This is a genomic window from Blastomonas aquatica (genome assembly GCF_014639875.1).
Lineage (GTDB): Bacteria > Pseudomonadota > Alphaproteobacteria > Sphingomonadales > Sphingomonadaceae > Blastomonas > Blastomonas aquatica.
Window position 1 is genome coordinate 102269 of sequence record NZ_BMGD01000005.1, and the last position, 20215, is coordinate 122483.

Genomic DNA, 20215 nt, shown 5'->3' on the forward strand with positions numbered 1-20215 from the left:
AACGACATAGCCGCATTGGCGGTAGACAGCATTCAAAGATCAGGGGCATAACGCTACGCCATGGAAACACGCGCCAATCATATCTGGGTGGGGACCGTCACCCTGGTGCTGCTCGCAGGGATAGTGGCCTTCGTCATCTGGCTTGCCGGCTTGGGCGAAACCAACCGCAGCGAGTATGATATCTTCTTTAAGACGTCGGTCGATGGCATCGCCAAAGGATCGGTGGTTGCTTATTCTGGTGTGCCATCGGGCCAGGTCACCGAGATCGCATTGTGGGCCAAGGACCCGCAATTCGTCCGGGTCCGCATCACGGTCGACAACAGCGCGCCGGTGCTTGAAGGCACCACAGCGACGATCCAGGGCGTGGGCTTCACCGGCGTGTCGCAGATCCAACTGGATGGCGCAAAGATAGGCGCGCCGCCCCTGACCGAGCCAGGCCCTGAAGGCGTGCCGGTGATCCCGACCAAGCCGGGCGCACTGGGCGAACTGCTCAACAACGCCCCGTTGCTGCTCGAGCGGCTGGCGACGTTGACCGAACGATTCACGCAGGTGTTGTCCGAAGAAAACCAGGCGTCGATCGCGGTGCTGCTCAGGAATTCGGGGCGATTGACCGGCGAGCTTGCCGAAACCGGACCGCAGATGCGCGAGGCGCTGGCCGAATTGCGCGTGACGCTGGAAAAGGCAGGCGTTGCCGCAGAACAGCTTGGTATGACTGCACAATCGACCAAGGACGTGCTTGACTCCGAAGGCCGCCCGCTCGCCAAGCAGCTTGCGCAGACGCTGGCCGAAGCCAACAAGGGTATCGCCAAGCTCGGCGTGACGCTCGATGCGGCGCAACCTGGCCTCCAGCAGTTCTCGAACACCACGCTGCCCGAAACCGAGGCGCTGGTGCGCGACTTGCGCGTGACTGCCCGGGCGCTGTCGGCGATTACCGAAAAGATCGATCAGGAAGGCGCCAGCGGCCTGCTTCGCGCGCCGCCGCTGCCTGACTACCAGCCCAAGAAGTGAGAAGGCGAGCAATGACCGCGATGCCGACAACCGGAGCCCGCCATGTGACCCAGATGTTCTGCCGCCAGATGTTTCGTCCGGCTCTGGCCGCCGGAGCGACGCTGGCGCTGCTCGCCGGCTGCGTCAGCTTCGGCGACAAGGCTCCTCCGCAGCTGCTGACGCTGACCTCCGATGCTGCGCCGACCGCAGGATCAATGGCGCAGGCTTCGGTGACCGAAGCGATCATCGTCGATGTGCCAACGGTCGAGCGTACGCTTGATCAGGTGCGGGTCCCGGTTCAGGTCAGCGACAGCGCCATCGCTTATGTTCAGGATGCCATCTGGGCCGACAAGCCTGCGCGGCTGTTCCGCGGCGTGCTCGCCGAAACGCTTGCTGCCAAGAGCGGCCGGCTGGTGCTCGATCAGGTCGAGACCGGGTCCGAGCGCGGGATGATGCTGTCGGGCCAGTTGCAGCGTTTCGGCTATGACGAGGCTGCCCGCTCGGTGATCGTGCAGTATGATGCGGTCATCCGCCAACCCGGCACCCCCTTGCGCAAGCAGCGCTTCCAGGCCAGCGTTCCAGTAGCGGTGGTTGATGCGGTCAATGTCGGTGCGGCGCTGAATCAGGCGGCCAACACCGTGGCCGTGCAGGTCGCCGCATGGGTCGCGGGCTGAGCTTTCTCTCATTTCTCTGACGTTTACAGGATACTGAAACCATGGCGCATTTCCTCATCGTCGAGGCCCGCTTCTACGACCATCTCAACGACATGCTGATCGAGGGCGCGAAGGCCGCAATCAAGAAGGCCGGGCACAGCTGCGAAGTGCTGACCGTCCCCGGCGCGCTCGAGATCCCCGCCGCGATCGCCATGGCATCGGACACGCAGCGCTTCGACGGCTATGTCGCGATCGGCGTCATCATTCGCGGCGAGACCTATCACTTCGAGGTCGTGTCGAACGAGAGCGCGCGCGCGATCATGGCACTGACGCTTGACGGAATGCCGATCGGCAACGGCATCCTGACGGTCGAAAACGAGGCGCAGGCGCTCACTCGCGCCAAGATGAGCGAAAAGGACAAGGGCGGTGATGCTGCCCGCGCCGCGATCATGATGCTCGAAATTTCAGAGCGTCTGGCGGGTTAATCCTTTCCCGTTCTCCGGCGAAAGCCGGAGCCCAGGGCGGCCTGAAGCCTGCCGACGCGTGGACTCCGGCTTTCGCCGGAGAACGATCGAAGAAATGACCGACCTGCCCATCCTCTACAGCTTTCGCCGCTGCCCCTACGCCATGCGTGTGCGGATGGCGTTGCTGGTCAGCGGACAGCAGGTCGAACTGCGCGAGGTGGTGCTGCGCGCCAAGCCGCAGGCGCTGCTTGATGCCTCGCCCAAGGCAACCGTGCCGGTGCTGGTGCTCGCCAATGGCGATGTGATCGACCAGAGCATCGACATCATGCGCTGGGCATTGCAGCACAAGGACCCAGAATGCTGGCTGGCGGGCGACGATGCGGATCTGATTTCCGCCAATGACGGCCCCTTCAAACACCATCTCGACCGGTACAAATACCCCTCGCGCTATGATGAAGACCCGCTCGCGCACCGCCAGGCGGGGCTTGCGCATCTGGTGCTGCTGGAACAGCGGCTGGCCTCGCACGATTTTCTCTCAGGTCCTGATCGCGCGCTGGTCGATATCGCGTTGTTCCCGTTCGTCCGCCAGTTTGCCGCGACCGATGCCGCATGGTTTGCCGCGCAGGCGCTGCCCGGAGTGCAGCGCTGGCTTGCCGAATTGATGCAGTCCGATCTGTTCACCGCCGCGATGCTGCGGCTTGCGCCCTGGCAGCCGGGTGACGACGCGACCATTTTTGCTTCGCATTAACGCTCTTGCCGGTACACTCTTGGTTCTTTCGTTGTCTCGACCGGTTGGTGCCCATGCTGACGAAGTTCCTGCCTTTCCGCCTGCGCAGCCGCATCAATACGCGGCGGCATGATGCTGCGTGCCGTCCGGTGCTCGGTACCGCGCCGATCGTGCCTGCCGATGACGGGCTGGTGATCTTTTCGATGATGGGTACCGCGGTGTTGTTGCCGTACCTGATCGCGGTCAAATCCTTGTGGAGCCATCTGCGCCGGGGGCGCGTGGTGATCCTGTCGGATGGGACGCTGACCCCGGGCGATCGCGCAGTGCTCGCGCACCATTGCGGCAACCCGCAGATCATCGATATCGCCGATGTCGACACCACCGGCTTTCCTGTCGGTGGTACCTGGGAACGGCTGCTCACCATCCTCGATATGCGCCGCGACGATTACATGATCCAGCTCGACAGCGACACGGTGACATTGGGATACCCCGATGTTGTGGCCGATGCGATTGCAGCGAACATCAGTTTCACACTGCTCGGCGGTGCGGAATGGGAGATCGGCGCGCAGACCTGCACTGCGTTTACCCCGCCTGTGGACGTGCCTGCATCCGCCCAGGCCCATATCCAGACCCGGATGGAGCGGGTGCTGGCCAAAATCGCCGATTCAGAGAAGTTGCGGTATATCCGGGGCTGCTCGGGCTTTACCGGCTTCGCCCGGGGCGGCGACGGTCGCGCGCTCGCAGCGCACTTCGCGCGCGAGATGCAGCAACTGCTGGGCACGGGCGCGATGCACGAATGGGGGACCGAGCAGGTCACCTCGAGCTTCGTGATCGCCAATGATCCGGGCGCGGTGCTTTTGCCCTATCGCCAGTATGGCAATTATTGGGGCGATCCATGGGACAGCGATTGCCGGTTCATGCATTTTGTCGGGGCACACCGCCATGACGGCAGCGCCTATCGCGATGCCACCGCCGCGGCGCTTGCCCGCATGGGCAGCTGAGCGCTTGAAGGCTGGCGACTGGACAGCGCGCCATTCCATGGCAATAGCGTCGCCATGGCATCCAACCCTTCCTCGCTGAGATCGGCCAACACCGCGCCGCTGGCGGCGATCGTGGCGTGTGCGGCCGGGATGATGTTCTTCGGTGCGATGGACACCGCGATGAAAGCGGTCACTATCGATCTCGGGGTTGTCGCAGCCCTGTTCTGGCGCTGCATGATCGGGACCGTCCTTGCGACTTCGCTGTTTCTCGCGAGCGGTAGGCGCGCCCTGCCACGCGGTGATGCGCTGAAACTGCACCTGCTGCGCGGCACCGTGGTGGCGGGCATGGCAGCGTTGTTCTTCTGGGGGCTTGCGCGTACGCCGATGGCCGAGACCGTGGCGATCACCTTCATCGCGCCGATCATCGCGCTGTTCCTCGCGGCGATTATCCTCAAGGAGCGGATCGGCCGAGGCGCCATCATGGCGTCGATGCTCGGGCTGGCAGGTGTCGGGATCATCGCTGCGGGACGGCTCGGCCTCTTTGGCGTCGGCAGCGCAGGCGAGGCGCAAGGCGTCGCGCAATGGCAGGGCATCGCTGCGATCACCGGCTCGGCGGTGCTCTATGCGTGGAACCTGATCCTCCAGCGCCAGCAGGCACAGGTCACCAGCCCGCAGGAGATCGTGCTGGCGCAGAACCTGATCATCGGCTTCTGGATGGCGCTGGCGATGCCCTTTGCCGGAGGAATGCCCGGTGCAAGCGTCATGACGGCACCGGTTTCATGGGGGCTGCTCGCGCTGTCGGCGGCTCTGTCGATCGTCTCGCTGCTGCTGCTGTCGTGGGCCTATGCGCGCGCCGAAGCACAGGCGCTGGTTCCGCTGGAATATACAATGTTCATCTGGGGCGCGCTGTTCGGGTGGCTGGCGTTCAGCGAGACCATCGGCTGGACGACACTGGCCGGCGCGGCGCTGATCGTTACCGGCTGCTGGATCGTTGCCCGGCAATCGAGGGCCTGATCGCGTCCCACGGCCTGGCGCAGCGGGCGCAGTTCGCGCTTCCCCCGTCGCGGCATTCTGGCTAGGCAGATATGGGGATAATCCAGACCTTTTCCATTATCGGGGGCACGGGCGCAAAGCATGACACGGATTTTGCTGGGGTTGGCAGGTATCGCTTTGATCCTGTCGCTCGCATTGCTGCTGTCGAACAACCGTCGCGCCATCCGGCTGCGGGTGGTGGGTTCGGCATTCGCGCTGCAGGCGAGCATCGCGGTGCTGGTGCTGTACGTGCCCGCAGGCAAGACCGCGATCCAGGCGATGGCGCGGGGCGTTTCCAACCTGCTGGGCTATGCGCAGGCGGGGACCAACTTTATCTTCGGCCCGCTCGCCAGTCCCGAGGTCGGCGGCAACAGCTTTGCCATCGCCGCGCTGCCGGTGATCATCTTCTTCTCGGCCCTGGTGTCGATCCTCTATTATCTCGGCATCATGCAGCGGATCATCCAGTGGGTGGGCGGCGCGATCCAGAAGCTGATTGGCATCTCGAAGGTCGAAAGCCTGTGCGCGGCCGCGAACATCTTCGTCGGACAGAGCGAATCCCCGCTAGTGATCCGGCCCTATCTTGCCGGGCTTAAGCCGGCCCAGTTGTTCACGGTGATGAGCGTCGGGATGGCGGGCGTCGCGGGCACCATCCTGGCCGCTTATGCCGCAATGGGGATCCGGATCGACTATCTGCTCGCAGCCGCGTTCATGTCGGCGCCCGGCGGCATCCTGATGGCCAAGATCATCATGCCCGACGATCCAGCCGATGCGAGCGCCGAGGCGGTCATGCCGCTCGATGTCGAATATGAAGACGAACGCCCCGCCAATGTCATCATGGCCGCAGCGATGGGCGCGCAGACCGGCGTGAGGCTGGCGGTGGCGGTGGGGGCAATGGTGCTGGCGTTTGTCGCGCTGGTGGCAATGGCCAACGGCCTGCTGGGCGGGATCGGCAACTGGCTGGGCTTTGCGAACCTCTCGTTCCAGATGCTGGTCGGCTATGTGTTTGCGCCGATCATGTACCTGATCGGGGTGCCGTGGGACGAGGCGCTGAGCGCGGGCGGGCTGTTCGGCACCAAGATCGTGCTCAACGAGTTCGTTGCGTTCATCGATCTGGGAGGCCCGGATGCCGGGCTGTCGGCGCGGACGATCGCGATCGTCACGTTTGCGCTGTGCGGCTTTGCCAACTTCTCGTCGATCGCCATTCAGATGGCGGTGACCGGGGGGCTAGCCCCCAGCCAGCGGCCGATGATCGCCAAGCTAGGCCTCAAGGCGCTTGCCTCGGGGAGCCTGGCCAATCTGATGAGCGCGGCGCTGGCCGGGTTGCTGATTACGATTTAGCCGCAGCCGATCAGGGCTGGATCGAGGCTGGCGGATCCGAACCATCCATCGAATCTTCGAGCGCTTCGTCGAGATCGGCCTCGCTGACATCATCCTTGTCGATGTCGGGCTTGGCCTCGTTGGTGCCGGGCTGGAGACTGGTCTGCTCTGCACCGGCGCGCTTGGCAGCCTCTTCACCGCCATCGGCATGATCGTTGGCGGGGGTCTTGGGGTCTTGATGATCGGTCATAAAGCTCTCCTTGGTGTTGAGCCTACGCCGGTGATGACCGAGGGTTCCTGTTTTCGGCGTCAGTCCACGCCGGCGCGCTTGAGTTCCGGGCCCAGCCGCCCGGTCAGCCACATCGCCCACATCTTGAAGTCCGCAGCCAGCGACCAAAGCGGATAGGTGAAGGTTGCAGGCCGGTTGCGTTCGATCCGCCAATGGCTGATCCAGGCAAAGAAATATCCCGCAAGCGGCATTGCGGCGAACAGCAGCACGTTGCCGGTCAGCAGCGCAGCCAGCGCCAGCAGCACGACCAGAGAGGTCCCGGCATAATGCCAGGCGCGGGTCAGAGGCCGCCTGTGTTCGCTGAGGTAATAGGGCCAGAATTCGGCGAAGCTGGTGTAGCGTTGCATGTCGATCATCCTTTCGGGCGATGCTACGACAAACCATGTCCGCAAGCCAATCCTCCGATCTGCTGTTCGTCTATGGCACTTTGCGCCGGGGCAGCGACCATGCCAATGCGGTGCGGCTGGCCCGCGAGAGCGCCTGGCTGGGGAAGGCCACGCTTACCGGCACGCTTTACCGGGTGAGCTGGTACCCGGCGCTGGTGCTGCAGGGCACAGATACCGTCACGGGCGACCTGATGCGGCTGCACGATCCGTCAGCCAGCCTGCCGTGGCTCGACGCATTCGAGGGCTGCAGTCCGGATGACCATCCCCCCCATGATTACCGCAGAGAGCGGATCGAGGTCATGGCGTCGCATGGTCCGGCCAGTGCGCTGGTCTATGTCTGGAACCTGCCGCTGAACGGGCTCGAGCGGATCGCGTCGGGCGATTGGCTGATCGCTTAGGCTGCGTTGGGGTCCGCAGGCGATGTCGCGTCAGGGGTCCTATCGTGCGTTGCGGGCGATGGTTCTGCCGCCTGCTGTGGTCTGGTGATTTGCGTAGCGCCCGCGACCAGTCCGTCGAGCGATCCGCCATCCAGACCCAGATCCTTCATCAGCCCGTCGATGATCGGTGCCTGCGCACGATAGCTCAATGCGGCGGCAACCGCATCGCTGGCGAGGTTGCCGCTACTGCCGCCTGAGCCGTTATGGCCGTTTGATCCGCCATGGCCATTCGACCCGCCCGACTGGCCAAGACCATCGACCTTGACGATCTTGATCGATTCGATCGCCTCCAGCGGCTTGGATGCCTCGCGGATCACCTCGGGCAGCACCTTGAGCAGCGCCAGCTTGGTCTGCAGCGAGATCTGGTCGGAGGACAGGATGTTCGCCGCCTCGTTGACGGCGCGCTGGCCTGCCGCCTCGACCTCGAAACGCACGCGGGCCGCATCGGCGCGAAGCTTTTCGGCCTCGGACTCGCCCTGCGCCTCCAGTCGAACCGCCTCGGCACGGTTGGCCGCGGCGGCCTTTTCGGCCTCGGCCTCCACCTTGACGCGGATGGCGTCGCGCTCGGCCTCCTTGGCGGCCTCGATCAGCTCGATCCGCTTCGAGCGGTCGGCAATCTCGGTTTCGCGCGCGGTGGTCACCTGCTCCTCGGCGGAGACGGCGGTGGCGCGTGCCTCATCGGCCTCGGCCTTGGCCTGGCTTTCCTCGCGGCTCTTGTTCTGGATCGCGATCTGCTGCTCCTGCCGGGCGATCTCGATCGCCTGCTGCTGCGCGATCCGCGCCTGCTGCACCGCGCGGTCGGCCTCGATCTGCTGGCTGTCGACCAGCTTCTTCGCTTCGATCCGCGCGCCTTCGGCTTCCTGGCTGCGCAGCGCCTGTTCGCGCGCGACTTCTGCCGCCTGCTCGGCGCGGCGCATCTCGATCACCCGCTCCTGCTCAAGCCGGGCGAACTCGTTGTCGCGCGAGATTTCGAACGAGCGCTTGTCGGCCTCGAGATTTTTGGTCTCGATCTGGACACGGGTGTCCTGCTCGATGTCGTTGCGCGCCTTCTTGCGCAATTCGATCTGCTCGGTCAGCTTGGTCAGGCCCTCGGCGTCGAAGGCGTTGTTGGCGTTAAAGTGCTCGATGCTGGTCTGGTCGAGCCCGGTGAGCGACACCGATTCGAGCTCGAGCCCGTTCATCGCCAGATCGGCCGACGAGACCTGCTGCACCTTCTGAACGAAATCGGCACGCTGTTCGTGCAGCTGGTTCATCGTCATTCCGGCCGCGACCGAGCGCAGCGCATCGACGAACTTGCCCTCGACCAGATCCTTCAAGGCTTCGGGCTGCATGGTGCGCAGGCCCAAAGTCTGCGCCGCCATCGCCAGCGCGCCCGCATCGGGCCGCACGCGCACATAGAACTCCGCCTTCACATCGATCCGCAACCGGTCGAGCGTGATCAGCGCATCGGTGTTCTTGCGCTCCACCGCCAGCCGCACCGTGTTCATGTTGACCGGCATTGTCTCGTGCAGCACCGGAAACACGATTGCCCCGCCATTCATCACCACCTTCTCGCCGCCAAAGCCGGTGCGGACAAACGCGATTTCCTTGGTTGCGCGGCGATACAGCCGGGTGATGATGAGGCCAAAGATGATCAGGAACGCGAACACCACGCCGACGATCATGGCGATGGTGATGATCCCGCTGGGGATGGCGTCGGTCATGGGGGGCTCCTGTTGGTGGCAAATCTGTGGCCGCGAGAATGATATTGATCAATAATTGCTCTGCGTGCCTTTTGCTAAGCTAAGCTAGCTGAGAATAGAAGCCAAAATTCTATTCTGTAGTTTAAGTTTAAGGTCACCTGGATCGTTCCACACAATATGCGCAAATTGACGGGTGTCAAAGTGAACGTGGGAAATACAATCATTACGGACTGTCCAGATAAGCGGCAAACCCAGGCCCTGGGCAAAGCCAGCTTCGTAATAAACTCCACCCCTTGCGTCGGCGCTACTGACTCCATCCACTTCGCGTACGCGGCATGTAAAGTCTGCAACCACAAAGCGAGATCGTCTAATTTCGGCAATTATCTCATCATCAAATTTATTATTGTGCTCTTTGTGATCAATACGGAACGGTTTGAATCCGGCGGCTTCTATCGCGGGTGCTATACCCTCGCTATAGACAACGTCCATCTGGGGATCGAACCACATCGCAACAAAGACTTGCCTCGAGCTGCTGCTGCCTAGCTCTGCTTGTTCTAACCGATCATAGCCGCCTGGCGTAAGAAAATATCTATGGTTTCCTCTTCCAACAAGCAAATTTGCTTCGCAAAGCATAAAGAGAAAGGCACCTGCATCTTTGTCAGTACGTGCTTCGATCCAAGCCTCCAAGCGAGCTTTTGTGGACTTACTCTCCTCATCAACGACACCAGCAATTTTAATGCTGCCTGAAATTCCGAAATCCTGATAGGCGAGCATCAGAAAGAAGCGCTCCATTCTTTCGCTATGTCTTAAGTATCGTTTCTGCCGTATCATATCCAAGATGTTTGAATTGATCGTGGGCGCCACTATCCCCGACCGGTGCTGGTCAACAATCCATGTTGTAATTTTCGGACGGAGTTCTGCTTGTTCCGGCAAAGACAACTGACTCCAGATTGTTAAGAATGTCCCTGTCGCCCGATAGCTACCATCGGTGCGCATTGATTGGAAAATTGTAGAATCTCCATCCACCTGAACACTAGCGTGCTCACCCCAAAGCAGGCATTCGGAATCCATCAAACTCTACTCCAATTCGCCGAACCTACATAGGTCCAGATGAGGTTGGTATAGCGACGTAGAGCTTGGCCCGCTATTCAACTTAGCCCCAAGCACTGGTTGCTGTTGGTAAACGGTTAGCTACTCGCTAAATAGTCTTGTTCGTCTCACAACCTCGGCAGAAAATGCCCACCTTTGCTGATAGCCCGGAACATCTCGCCTTCGCGCCGCACCAGCAGTATCTCCTCGCCCTCATGCAGCAGCTGATCGGCATTATCCGGTTCAACCATCACGAAGTGCGGGTGGCCGTGGATGTCGGTGACGCGGGCTCTTGCCGGGGAGCCGGGGCGGGCGGTGCCGGTTTGCACGGTGGCGAAGCGGCCGACCAGTGAGTCGACGGCGACGGCGGTGGTTTCGTCCTGCGGCATGACGCGCGCGAGCAGCCGCGAGCCTGCGCCGGTGACCGGCAGCGCTGCGACGAATGCGACGGGTCCGGCAAGCCAGGCGCTCGCCAGGCTTCCGGTGAGCGATTGCCAGAACTGCTGTCCGGCATAGCCGATCACCCCGAAGATCATCAGGAACAGCGCCAGCCACAGCAGCAGCGGCAACCGGCCCAGCCCCAGCAAAGCGAGCAATCCGTCGCCCGCCGCATCGCCAAGGTCGCTATCGGCGTCAAGGTCACCGAGGCCAGCCGCCTGCAGCCCGCCGATCAGCAGCATCAGCACGATTGCGGCGGCAAAGGGGGTGTTCTGGATCGCGAGGAAAAAGTCGAGCATCGCTGCAGCCTAGTCACTGGCTGTCGGCAACACCATCATATTTCAGCTCGAGAAACCGCCCGCGGATGGCGAGCTTGTCGGCATCGCCTTCGGATATGGTGCGGGTGGCGCTGGCGATCTCGCGTTCGATGACGCCCAGGCCATGGAGCAGCTGTTCGTCAGGCGTGCGTTCGCCGCGCTTTTCCTGGCGCATGGCTGCCGGAATCTTGCGATAGCCGGTGATCAGTTCGGGCAGATGCTCGCCGACCAGCTTGCGGATCTCGCGCGCGGGCTCGCTGTTTTCCTCGAGCGTCTGGAGCTGCGGCGCGAGCATGTCGAGCTGGACGCCGATATTGTCGATCAGGTTGACCGCAGGCGCAGGCAAAGCGGGCCGCTGGCTTTCGAGCCAGATCTCGGTCTTGCCGGCGAGCACTTTGAGCGGCTCTTTCGCGAGCTTCTCGGGCGTCGGAACGCGCAGCTTCATCGAACTGCCCAGCACCACGGTCGCAACGACCATGGCGAGCACGGTCAGCAGCACGCCGTAAAAGCCGATTCCGTCGATGATCGCGCCGACGACGCCAGCCGCGACCAGGATGACGCCGATGCTGATCGCGATCGCGGCGATCTTCTTCCACAGATGCTCGCGCTTCAACGCGCGCGATTTGCTGCCGATCGATGGTCCCGATTGGACGCGGCGCTTGACCGCGGCGGCATCGGCAAGGATCTGGTCGGACTGGCTGGTCAGGGATTTGCTCATGCGTGTGGCTGCCTCAAGCCTCCAGCGAGCTGAGCAACGACGGGCCTGCGCTGCCACCGCTGACCTGGCCCTGGCTGGCCCCCTCGGCTCGCGCGATATAGCCCTTCGATTTCTCGACTTCCTTGCTCAGCGTGTCGACCGTGGTCTTCATGCTGTCCAAGGCCTTGACCTTGAAGGTGTCGATATTGTCCATCGTGTCATAGATGTTCTGGAACGCGCGCTGCAGCGTCTCGACGGGGATCGTCGCCGATGCCGCCTGCTCGTGGATCTTGGCGGTCTGGTCCTTGAGCATCGTGCCGGTCGAATCGATGATGTTCGCGGTGGTGGTGTTCAATGCGGTGATCTGGTCGAGCACCAGCTTTTGCCCGACGAGCGCCTGCGCGACGGTCACTGCGGTGCGCAAGGCTGCCACGGTGGTGGTGCTGGCACGGTCGACGCCCTTGACCAGTTCGACATTGTTCTTCTTGACCAGATCGAGCGCAAGATAGCCCTGCACCGTCACCGCCATCTGGGTGAGCAGGTCCTGCGTGCGCTGGCGGACATAGAACAACGCGCTTTCGCGGATCGCCTTGGCCTTGGCCGGATCGGTCATGTCGAGCTCGGCGGCTTTTTCCTCGAGCCGGGCATCGAGCGTCTTGGAGACGTGGATCATCTGCTCGAGCTTGCCCATCGCCGCCCACAGGTTCTGCCGTTCGACATCGATCGCGGCATTGTCCATCAACAGCTCGTCCTTGCCGCTTTGCAAACTGCCCAGGATCGACTGGATATGGCCCTGCGAGCTTTTGTAGCTGTCGAAATAATCGCGCATCTTGTTGCCGAACGGAATGATGCCGAAAATCTTCTTGCGGGTGAACAGATCGCCCTTCTTGCCCGGATCGAGATCCTCGACCGTGCGGCGCAGTTGCGCAAGGTTGGCGCCGACCGAATTGTCGGAGTCCATCGCCTTGACCGGGCGATCGAGAAAGCGGTTCGACTGACCCGCCGCATCGCCGATTTCCTTGCGGCCCATATTGGTGATCTGGTCGACACGCTTGCCGAATTCGGGCGAATTGACATCCTGCGCCACCAGATCGCTGATGAAGCCATCGACCTTCTCGTCGAGCTTGGACTTCACATCATCGGATACCGGAACCAGGCCGGTGGCCTCGGCTGCGGTGACCACAGGAACCGGCTCGGGCGCCTCCAGTGTCAGCTTCTTTTCCGCAATCGCAGTTTGCGTCGCCATGCCATTCAAGCTCCAGTTTGCCGCTCTATGCCCCAAAATGAGGGGAGATGCCCTGTCAGGCAAGCGATAAGTGTTACTGTGTTAATATATCAATACAGTTGCGCCACGCAAGGGGAAGCTGAATCGATCTGCTCGCTGATTGATAACTGTTGATAAGGCTGTTAGCTTTGCCGGAAGGGACGACTTCATGATCAGTGCTGATTTGGGCCAAACGCTAGAGGCGTATGTCGCGCAATTGGTCGCTACCGGGTGATACAATTCCAAGAGCGAAGTGCTCCGCGAAGGGGTCAGGTTGGTTCAGGATCGCGAGACCCGGCTTGCTGCGCTCGATGCGGCAATCTTGCGTGGCTTGGCCGATGCCGATGCTGGTCTTGTGCACCCGATCGACACCGTGTTCGACCAGCTTGAACGCAAGTATCAGGCGGTGGAATCTGCACCGGAATGATCGTCCGGATCACCCCGGTGGCGGATCGTGATCTTGAGGTTATCGGCGATTTCAGGGCTGCAGACAATCCGGCGCGGGCCATCAGCTTTCTGGCCGAACTGCGCAAGACCTGCGCATCGCTCGCCGACTATCCGAACCGTTATCCGATCGTTCCGCGCCTTGAACAATACGGCATCGAACAATACGGCATCCGGAAATGCTCGCACGGGCGCTATCCTATTTGCTATCGTGCTTGGCTGACACGATTGAGGTCATCCGTATCCAGCATAGCGCGATGGATACCGATGTCATTCAAGGCTAGGCCCAGCCCCGCTCAAGCCGCCAGCTGATACGGCTGGATCTCACCCGATAGATACAGGTTGCGCGCCTTGGCACGGCTGAGCTTGCCCGAGGACGTGCGCGGCAGCGTGCGCGGGGGCACCAGTTCGATCACGCAGTTCATTCCGGTGATCGAGCGGACCTTTTCGCGGATCTCGTCACGCAGGCGGCGGCGTTCGGCCTCGTCGGTGGTGCGGCACTGGACCAGCACAGCGGGCGCTTCCTCGCCTGCAGGTGTGGTGATCGAGAACGCGGCAATATCGCCCGACTTGAAGCCGGGGAGCTGTTCGACCGCCCATTCGATGTCCTGCGGCCAGTGGTTCTTGCCGTTGATGATGATCATGTCCTTGGCGCGGCCGACGATGTAGAGATAGCCATCGACCAGATAGCCCATATCGCCGGTATCGAGCCAGCCGTCGATCAGGCAGGCATCGGTGGCCTCCTGGTCGCGGAAATAGCTGTGCATGATCGAGGGACCTGCGGTCCAGACCTTGCCGATCTCGCGATCGGGCAGCACCGCGCCATCGGGATCGCGGATTTCCAGGCTCATGCCCAGGCACGCCTTGCCGCAATTGACGATCGAACGGTAACGCCGGGGCTTTGCCGGATCGACCGGCGCGCCCGAAAGCCTCTGTTCCTCGACCAGATCGACCACGATGCCTTCGCCCGGGGGCATCAAGGTCACCGCCAGCGTCGCTTCGGCAAGGCCATAGCTCGGCAGGAAGGCGCTGGCCTTGAAGCCGGCATCGGCAAAGGCGTTGACGAAGCTTTGCATCACATCGGGGCGGATCATGTCGGCGCCATTGCCCGCAAGCCGCCAGCGCGACAGGTCGAAGCGCTCGGCAACCTTGGACTGGCTGCCGATCCGGCGCGCGCAGATGTCATAGCCGAAGGTCGGCGAATAGCTGCACGAGGTGCCCGGGTTGCGGCTGATCATGTCGAGCCAGGCGAGGGGGCGCCGCGCGAAATCTTCGGTCTTGAGGTAATCGGTCGAGACCTGGTTGGCGACCATCGAGAGCATGCAGCCGACCAGCCCCATGTCATGATACCACGGCAGCCACGAGATGCAGCGGTCGCTCTGCGCGATGTGCATGCCGTGCGCGTGCGCGGCGAGGTTGCTAAGCAGCGCCCCATGGGTCACCGCGACGCCGTGCGGGAAGCGGGTCGATCCGCTGGAATACTGCAGATAGCAGATTTCGGCCGAGTTGGCGGCAGGCAGCGCGATATCGGTCACCGCATCCTGCGCGAAGGTGTGCCAATCAAGGCCTGCGACGTCGCAACGCTGCGCGGCCTCGCCACCCATTTCGGAAAGCTCTTCGGGATAGAACAGGAACTTCGGGTCGCTGCTGCGCAACTGAACGCCAAGCTGCTCGACATAGCTTTCCTTGCCGCCAAAGCTGGTGGGCAACGGCAGCGGAACCGGCCAGGCACCGGCATAGACCGCGCCGAAGAACAAGGCGGCAAACTCCGCGCTGGTTTCGGCGACGATCGCGATCCGGTCACCCGGCGCCACGCCGCGCGCGATCAACCGGCGCGCATGGTCCAGCGCATCGGTGCGCATCTCGGCAAACGGATACGGCCGCACCAGCGTGCCGCGCGGATCGTGGAAATTGAAGCCACGGGTTCCGCTGGCCGCATAGTCAAGCGCATCGCCCAGCGTCGCGAAATCGGCGAAGCGTCGTGGCAGGCTGTCTGCGGTAGGTGTCGGCTGCAGTTGCGTCATGCGTGTTAACCCGTTGCTTTCCTGTACGCGGAGCCTGTTATCGGGCTTCTCACGTCTGTTGGGCAGATCGTTGCGTCTGCCCAGTGTCCAATGGATCGGGGATGAACAAGCGCAAAATGCGCGCGGGCCCCGCCCGAAAATAATCCAACCGTCGGTCTAGCCGACGACAGGCGTTCTAATTTCGGCCCGACTGTGGCACAAAAAAGGCGCATGTTTTCCAAATCGCGATCCAGCCGGGCCGAACGCCGCCCGCCCAAGCCGCTCAACGAGACGAGCCTGCGGGATCTCGCGCTGCATTATCTGGGACGGTTCGCCTCGACCCGGGCGAAACTGGTGCAGTATCTGGAGCGCAAGCTGCGCGAACGCGGCTGGGACGGCGATACGCCGCCCGATCTGGTCGCGCTCGCAGATCGGTGTGCCGAGCTCGGCTATGTCGACGATGCCGCATATGCGGCGATGAAGGGCGGGTCGCTGCTGCGCCGGGGCTATGGCGCACGCCGGGTCGAGCAAGCGCTCGCCGCCGCCGGGGTCAAGGAGCCCGATCGTGGCGAGATGCGCGAGGCCGGAAAGGATCAGGCGGTGACTGCCGCGCTTGCCTTCGCAAAGCGCAAGCGGATCGGCGCATTTGCCGACCAGCCCGCCGATCCGGAAAAGCGCCGCAAGCAATTGCAGGCGTTTATCCGCGCGGGCCACGATTTTGCTCTCGCCCGCACGATCGTTTTCGCCGATAGCATGGATCAGATCGCGGGGCTGGACGAGGATTTTTAGGAGAGAATGATGGTCATGAGATGGTGTGCCACCACGTTTGCAACGCTCGCGTTGGTCGCGTGCAACGCGTCCGCCCCTAGCGATGCGATTGCGCAGCGGCCGGCCGCCGGCGCAGAAGCTTTGTCGCCCGCCGGGCTGCCGCTGGTGCCGCTGACCATCAATAGCGCGGGCAAGCGTCACGCATTCACCGTGGAGGTCGCGCGCACGGCGCAGGAGCAGGCGCAGGGGCTGATGTTCCGCACCGAACTGGCGCCCGATGCCGGGATGATCTTCCCGTTCCCCACGGTCAAGCCCGCCAGCTTCTGGATGAAGAACACCGTGATCTCGCTCGACATCATCTTTGTCCGCGCCGATGGCAGCATCGAGAGTATTGCTGCCAACACCGTGCCCTATTCGCTCGATGCGGTGAGCTCGAACGAGCCTGTGGCTGCGGTGCTCGAACTGGCAGCGGGCCGCGCGGCGGAGCTCGGGATCAAGCCCGGCGATACCGTCAAATGGCAGACCGAGCGCTGAGCGCAGCACCATGGCTGCACGCAAACGCGGGATATTCGCCCGGCTGATCGCACTGGTGTTCAAGCTGATCTTCGGCTTCGTCGTCGTGTCGGTGCTGCTGGTGGCGTTCTATCGCTTCGTTCCTCCGCCGACCACGGTCACGATGCTCACCGACAGCAACGGCGCGACCCGCGACTGGACCTCGCTGGACAACATCAACCGCAACATGGTGTCCGCCGCGATCGCTGCCGAGGATGGCAAGTTTTGCCAGCACAACGGCTTTGACCGTGAGGCGATCGAGGACGCGGTGCGGCGCAATGCGCAAGGCGGACGTATCCGCGGCGGATCGACGATCAGCCAGCAGACCGCCAAGAACGTGTTTCTGTGGCAGGGTGGCGGTTTTTTCCGCAAGGGGCTCGAGGCGTATTTCACGCTGCTGATCGAGACGATCTGGGGCAAGCGCCGGATCATGGAGGTGTATCTGAACGTCGCCGAGACCGGCATCGGCACCTATGGCGTCGAGGCGGGCGCGCAGCGTTATTTCGACAAGAGCGCGGCTGCACTGACCCGCGATCAGGCCGCGCGGATGGCGGCTGCGTTGCCGTTGCCCAAAAAGCGTTCGGTCAAGAACCCCAGCGGCTTTACCCGGCGCTATGGCAACTCGATCGCGCGGCGCATCGGCATCGTCCAGCGCGACGGGCTGGATGCCTGCACCCGGTAAGCTGCGCGATCAGTCGGCGTTATCCGATGCGTTCCCCTGGGGGCCGTCATAGGTGATCGCGGCTGCCGCCGCGCCCGACATGACAAAGCCGATCGGCCGTTCGATCTCTTCGTGCAGATGGCCGATCAGGCTGGCGGTGCGCGCGAGCAGCGAAATGCCTTTCAGCGCGCCGACCGGAAATCCGACATCGAGCATGACTGCAGGAATCGCGCCATTGACGTTGATCGGGAGCGGGCGGCCCAGCGTCTCGGGCAGGCAGTCACGCAGCGCGAAGAGCATCTCGATATGCGGGCCGACGATGCCGTGCTCGCCTGCCATCTCGAGCAGCAGCAGCGCGCGCGGATCGCCTGCGGAGTGCTGCGGGTGGCCAAAGCCCGGGATCGCCTGTTTGGTCGCGCGCAGGGTGCGGACGCCATCTGCCGCGATTTGGGCGGCGTCCCTGCCGGTGTCGTGGACCTGGCCGACCAGATCGGCATAGAAACGCCCGGCAATCTCGGCGCTGCCCAGCACCACCGATCCACAGCCCATCAAACCTGCGGCAACCGCACCATGGAACGCTTCGGGCGCTGCGGCATAGGTCATCCGGGCTGCAACCACGCTGGGGACAAGGCCGTGTTCGGCGATGGCGGCCAGCACGGCATTGGCGAAGAACTTCTGCACCTCGGTCGGCTCGGTTCCGGTGACGAGCAGCCAGAAATAGCTGGTGAAGTCCATTTTTCCAATGATGTCGCCGCACAGATCGCGTCCGCGCACGGTGATGCTGTGGGCATCCGATGTGCAGATCGAGGTGAAAGGAGCGTCCTGCTTGCCGATGCGCATGAAAATGTTCCTCTGCTTTGCGGCGTTCGACAACCGACTGCCACAGCGCCTATAATTCGATTTACGAAGTTGATTTCGTATATCGAAGTTTCTATGCTGAGCCATCTAGGAGATGTCAATATGGCCAAGCCGCTCGCCAATGTCACCGTGCTGGAAATGGGCACGTTCATCACCGGTCCTGCCGCAGGCATGATGCTTGCAGACATGGGTGCGGACGTGATCAAGGTGGAACGGCCCGATGGCGGCGATCCGTTCCGTGCGTTTCGCGGCGGGTTCTACAGCCCGCATTTCCAGACGTACAACCGCAACAAGCGCTCGATCACGCTCGATACCCGTGGAGGTGCCGATCTGGAAGCGTTCGATCAGTTGATCGCCAAGGCCGATGTCTTCATCCAGAACTTCCGTCCGGGTGTCGCCGACAAGATCAATGTCGACCCCGAGCGGCTGCGCAGCATCAATCCGCGGTTGATCTATCTGTCGATCTCGGGCTTCGGCGCGACCGGTCCTGATCGTGATCGCCCGGCGTTCGACACGGTGGCACAGGCGGCAAGCGGTTTCCTGCGGCTGCTAGTCAACCCTGAAAATCCCCGCGTCGTCGGACCCGCGCTCGCCGATGCGATCACCGGCTTTTACGGCGCCTATGGCGTGCTCGCCGCGCTGCACGAGCGCGCGAGCACCGGAAAAGGCCGGCTGGTCGAGGTTTCGATGTTCGAGGCGATGACGCATTTCAATCTCGACGATTTCACCCATTATTTCTCCGACGACCAGGTGATGGGCCCCTACAGCCGCCCCAACGTCTCGCAATCCTATGTCTTCCAGTGCGCTGGTGGCGATTGGCTGGCGCTGCACATGTCATCGCCGCCCAAGTTCTGGGAGAACCTGGCAACCGCCGTCGGCCAGCCCGATATGCTGGCACGGCCCGAGTTCGCCAGCCGCGACGCGCGGATCGCCAATTACGAAAAGGTCGCAGCCTTCCTCGCGCCCTTGTTCGCCGCGCGCAGCCGCGCCGACTGGTGCGCGACGCTTGAGCAGCTCGAGGTTCCGCATTCACCGGTCTATTCCGCGCCCGAGGTGATCGCGACACCACAGGCGCAGCATCTGGAGCTTTGCATCGAGGACCCCGATGGCCCGCATGGCCGGTTCCGTACCATCCGGTCGCCGGTCAGCTTCGATGGCGAGCGCGCAACGAGCGTGACCGCGCCCCCGATGCTGGGCCAGCACAACGAAGAAATCCTGGGGGCCAGGACCCCGGGATTGGCCGATACTTCCGCCGCTGCGGAGTAAGGCCGCTGTACGCGCCTGACAGCATAACCTTGTCTGCACCCGGCACACAGGCTAGCGCTGCTGCGATGCAAGATGTGTCCCAGCCCGGCAAGGCCAAGCCCGAGAAAGACAGCGAATATCTGTCGACCCTCGAACGCGGGCTCAAGGTGCTGCGCGCGTTCGATGCAATGCATCCCGAAATGCAGCTGAGTGAGGTCGCACAGGTTACCGGGCTCAGCCCCGCCGTCGCGCGGCGCTGTCTCAATACCCTGGTGCAGCTGGGCTATGTCGCGCAGTTCGGGCGCAAGTTCCTGCTGCGGCCCGAGGTGCTGTCGTTCGGCACCGCGTATCTGTCATCGATGAATGTCGAGCAGGTCATCCTGCCGCCGCTGCAGAAGTTGCGCGACGACACCGGCGACAGCGCGTCGATGGCGGTGCTGTCGGGGACCGATATCCTGTATGTCGCGCATGTCTCGACCAACCGCCGCATCCGGCTGGGGGCGACGGTCGGCACGCGCTTCCCGGTACACGCCACCTCGCTGGGCAAGGTGCTGCTTGCGTTCCAGCCTGCGCCGGTGATCGCGCAATACATGGCCGATGTCAGCCTGCAGCGCTTTACCGAGCGGACGGTGACGAGCGCCGAAGCTATGGAGCAGCGGTTGCAGGGCGCGCGCGAGACCGGCTATGATTCGGCGCTCGACGAGCTCGATTACGGCATCGTTTCGGTCGCGGTTCCGGTGTTCGATGCCAGCCGCAACGCGATCGCCTCGATCAACTGCTCGACCTCGACGACGCGGATATCGCAAGACGAGCTGGTCCGCACCCGGCTGCCGATGTTGCGTGAGGCAGCTGCCGAAATCGGCAACGCGCTCCAGCGCTGGCCGACGCTGATGCACTCGCTCCAGCAAAACTGATCTGATCCCAT

General features: G+C 62.8%; 23 protein-coding genes and 1 pseudogene. 15 read left to right on the forward strand and 9 right to left on the reverse strand.

Annotated features, from left to right (window positions below):
* The first annotated feature begins 60 nt into the window (after positions 1–60).
* The 7 genes from IEW00_RS13950 to IEW00_RS13980 all read left to right on the forward strand — a co-directional run bounded on the left by IEW00_RS13950 (position 61) and on the right by IEW00_RS13980 (position 6181).
* Positions 61–1008 carry an MlaD family protein gene (locus tag IEW00_RS13950; protein ID WP_188515034.1) on the forward strand — a complete coding sequence of 316 codons (948 nt, stop codon included), beginning with the start codon at positions 61–63 and terminating at the stop codon, positions 1006–1008.
* 11 nt (positions 1009–1019) lie between these two features.
* Positions 1020–1661 carry an ABC-type transport auxiliary lipoprotein family protein gene (locus tag IEW00_RS13955; protein WP_229737048.1) on the forward strand — a complete coding sequence of 214 codons (642 nt, stop codon included), beginning with the start codon at positions 1020–1022 and terminating at the stop codon, positions 1659–1661.
* Between the two features lie 41 nt (positions 1662–1702).
* A complete protein-coding gene (gene ribH / locus IEW00_RS13960; RefSeq protein ID WP_188515035.1) occupies positions 1703–2125 on the forward strand; it encodes a 6,7-dimethyl-8-ribityllumazine synthase in 423 nt (140 codons plus the stop codon).
* Between the two features lie 94 nt (positions 2126–2219).
* The gene (locus IEW00_RS13965; protein WP_188515036.1) at positions 2220–2852 is read left to right on the forward strand and encodes a glutathione S-transferase; all 633 of its coding nucleotides are present in this window, start codon (positions 2220–2222) and stop codon (positions 2850–2852) included.
* Between the two features lie 53 nt (positions 2853–2905).
* Positions 2906–3832, forward strand: a complete 927-nt coding sequence (locus IEW00_RS13970) for a hypothetical protein (protein ID WP_188515037.1) — start codon at positions 2906–2908, stop codon at positions 3830–3832.
* 54 nt (positions 3833–3886) lie between these two features.
* Positions 3887–4825: a DMT family transporter gene (locus IEW00_RS13975; RefSeq protein WP_188515038.1), complete on the forward strand. Its 939-nt coding sequence runs from the start codon at positions 3887–3889 to the stop codon at positions 4823–4825.
* Between the two features lie 120 nt (positions 4826–4945).
* Positions 4946–6181: a NupC/NupG family nucleoside CNT transporter gene (locus tag IEW00_RS13980; protein ID WP_188515039.1), complete on the forward strand. Its 1236-nt coding sequence runs from the start codon at positions 4946–4948 to the stop codon at positions 6179–6181.
* A gap of 10 nt (positions 6182–6191) precedes the next feature.
* On the opposite strand, the gene IEW00_RS13985 is transcribed toward IEW00_RS13980, so the two are convergent.
* Positions 6192–6410 (reverse strand): hypothetical protein, encoded by a 219-nt coding sequence (locus IEW00_RS13985; RefSeq protein ID WP_188515245.1) that lies wholly within the window; start codon positions 6408–6410, stop codon positions 6192–6194.
* 59 nt (positions 6411–6469) lie between these two features.
* On the reverse strand, positions 6470–6805 hold the full coding sequence (locus IEW00_RS13990) for an Mpo1-like protein (protein WP_188515040.1): 336 nt from the start codon (positions 6803–6805) through the stop codon (positions 6470–6472).
* Positions 6806–6831: 26 nt separating this feature from the next.
* On the opposite strand from IEW00_RS13990, the gene IEW00_RS13995 reads away from it, so the two are divergent.
* The gene (locus IEW00_RS13995; protein ID WP_188515041.1) at positions 6832–7233 is read left to right on the forward strand and encodes a gamma-glutamylcyclotransferase family protein; all 402 of its coding nucleotides are present in this window, start codon (positions 6832–6834) and stop codon (positions 7231–7233) included.
* On the opposite strand, the gene IEW00_RS14000 is transcribed toward IEW00_RS13995, so the two are convergent.
* The 5 genes from IEW00_RS14000 to IEW00_RS14020 all read right to left on the reverse strand — a co-directional run bounded on the left by IEW00_RS14000 (position 7230) and on the right by IEW00_RS14020 (position 12741).
* Complete coding sequence (locus IEW00_RS14000) at positions 7230–8936, reverse strand: flotillin family protein (protein ID WP_229737071.1); 1707 nt, start codon at positions 8934–8936, stop codon at positions 7230–7232. The genes IEW00_RS13995 and IEW00_RS14000 overlap by 4 nt on opposite strands.
* A 123-nt stretch (positions 8937–9059) precedes the next feature.
* Complete coding sequence (locus IEW00_RS14005; protein WP_188515042.1) at positions 9060–10025, reverse strand: hypothetical protein; 966 nt, start codon at positions 10023–10025, stop codon at positions 9060–9062.
* Between the two features lie 146 nt (positions 10026–10171).
* On the reverse strand, positions 10172–10780 hold the full coding sequence (locus IEW00_RS14010) for an OB-fold-containig protein (RefSeq protein WP_188515043.1): 609 nt from the start codon (positions 10778–10780) through the stop codon (positions 10172–10174).
* Positions 10781–10793: 13 nt separating this feature from the next.
* On the reverse strand, positions 10794–11516 hold the full coding sequence (locus IEW00_RS14015) for a hypothetical protein (RefSeq protein WP_188515044.1): 723 nt from the start codon (positions 11514–11516) through the stop codon (positions 10794–10796).
* Between the two features lie 13 nt (positions 11517–11529).
* Positions 11530–12741 (reverse strand): toxic anion resistance protein, encoded by a 1212-nt coding sequence (locus IEW00_RS14020; protein WP_188515045.1) that lies wholly within the window; start codon positions 12739–12741, stop codon positions 11530–11532.
* A gap of 265 nt (positions 12742–13006) precedes the next feature.
* On the opposite strand from IEW00_RS14020, the pseudogene IEW00_RS17525 reads away from it, so the two are divergent.
* Both IEW00_RS17525 and IEW00_RS14030 read left to right on the forward strand, forming a co-directional pair.
* Positions 13007–13186, forward strand: a pseudogene (locus IEW00_RS17525) (ribbon-helix-helix domain-containing protein); the annotation flags it as partial.
* Positions 13183–13515, forward strand: coding sequence for a type II toxin-antitoxin system RelE/ParE family toxin (locus IEW00_RS14030; RefSeq protein ID WP_229737050.1), 333 nt, complete (start codon positions 13183–13185; stop codon positions 13513–13515). The pseudogene IEW00_RS17525 and the gene IEW00_RS14030, both read left to right, overlap by 4 nt.
* Here the strand turns inward: IEW00_RS14030 and IEW00_RS14035 are convergent.
* On the reverse strand, positions 13500–15227 hold the full coding sequence (locus IEW00_RS14035; RefSeq protein WP_188515046.1) for a fatty acyl-AMP ligase: 1728 nt from the start codon (positions 15225–15227) through the stop codon (positions 13500–13502). The two genes, IEW00_RS14030 and IEW00_RS14035, sit on opposite strands and share 16 nt — an antisense overlap.
* A gap of 210 nt (positions 15228–15437) precedes the next feature.
* On the opposite strand from IEW00_RS14035, the gene IEW00_RS14040 reads away from it, so the two are divergent.
* Genes IEW00_RS14040 through mtgA form a run of 3 tightly spaced genes read left to right on the forward strand, consistent with a single transcriptional unit; the run spans position 15438 to position 17208 of the window.
* Positions 15438–15995 (forward strand): regulatory protein RecX, encoded by a 558-nt coding sequence (locus IEW00_RS14040; RefSeq protein ID WP_188515047.1) that lies wholly within the window; start codon positions 15438–15440, stop codon positions 15993–15995.
* A gap of 6 nt (positions 15996–16001) precedes the next feature.
* Entirely contained in the window at positions 16002–16508 is a 507-nt protein-coding gene (locus tag IEW00_RS14045) for a DUF192 domain-containing protein (protein WP_188515048.1), read from the forward strand.
* A 10-nt stretch (positions 16509–16518) separates the two neighbouring features.
* Complete coding sequence (mtgA, locus tag IEW00_RS14050; protein WP_188515049.1) at positions 16519–17208, forward strand: monofunctional biosynthetic peptidoglycan transglycosylase; 690 nt, start codon at positions 16519–16521, stop codon at positions 17206–17208.
* 9 nt (positions 17209–17217) lie between these two features.
* On the opposite strand, the gene IEW00_RS14055 is transcribed toward mtgA, so the two are convergent.
* Positions 17218–18027, reverse strand: a complete 810-nt coding sequence (locus IEW00_RS14055) for a citryl-CoA lyase (protein WP_188515050.1) — start codon at positions 18025–18027, stop codon at positions 17218–17220.
* Positions 18028–18147: 120 nt separating this feature from the next.
* On the opposite strand from IEW00_RS14055, the gene IEW00_RS14060 reads away from it, so the two are divergent.
* Both IEW00_RS14060 and IEW00_RS14065 read left to right on the forward strand, forming a co-directional pair.
* Positions 18148–19311 carry a CaiB/BaiF CoA transferase family protein gene (locus IEW00_RS14060; RefSeq protein ID WP_188515051.1) on the forward strand — a complete coding sequence of 388 codons (1164 nt, stop codon included), beginning with the start codon at positions 18148–18150 and terminating at the stop codon, positions 19309–19311.
* 65 nt (positions 19312–19376) lie between these two features.
* Complete coding sequence (locus IEW00_RS14065) at positions 19377–20204, forward strand: IclR family transcriptional regulator (protein WP_188515052.1); 828 nt, start codon at positions 19377–19379, stop codon at positions 20202–20204.
* The last annotated feature ends 11 nt before the right edge of the window (positions 20205–20215 follow it).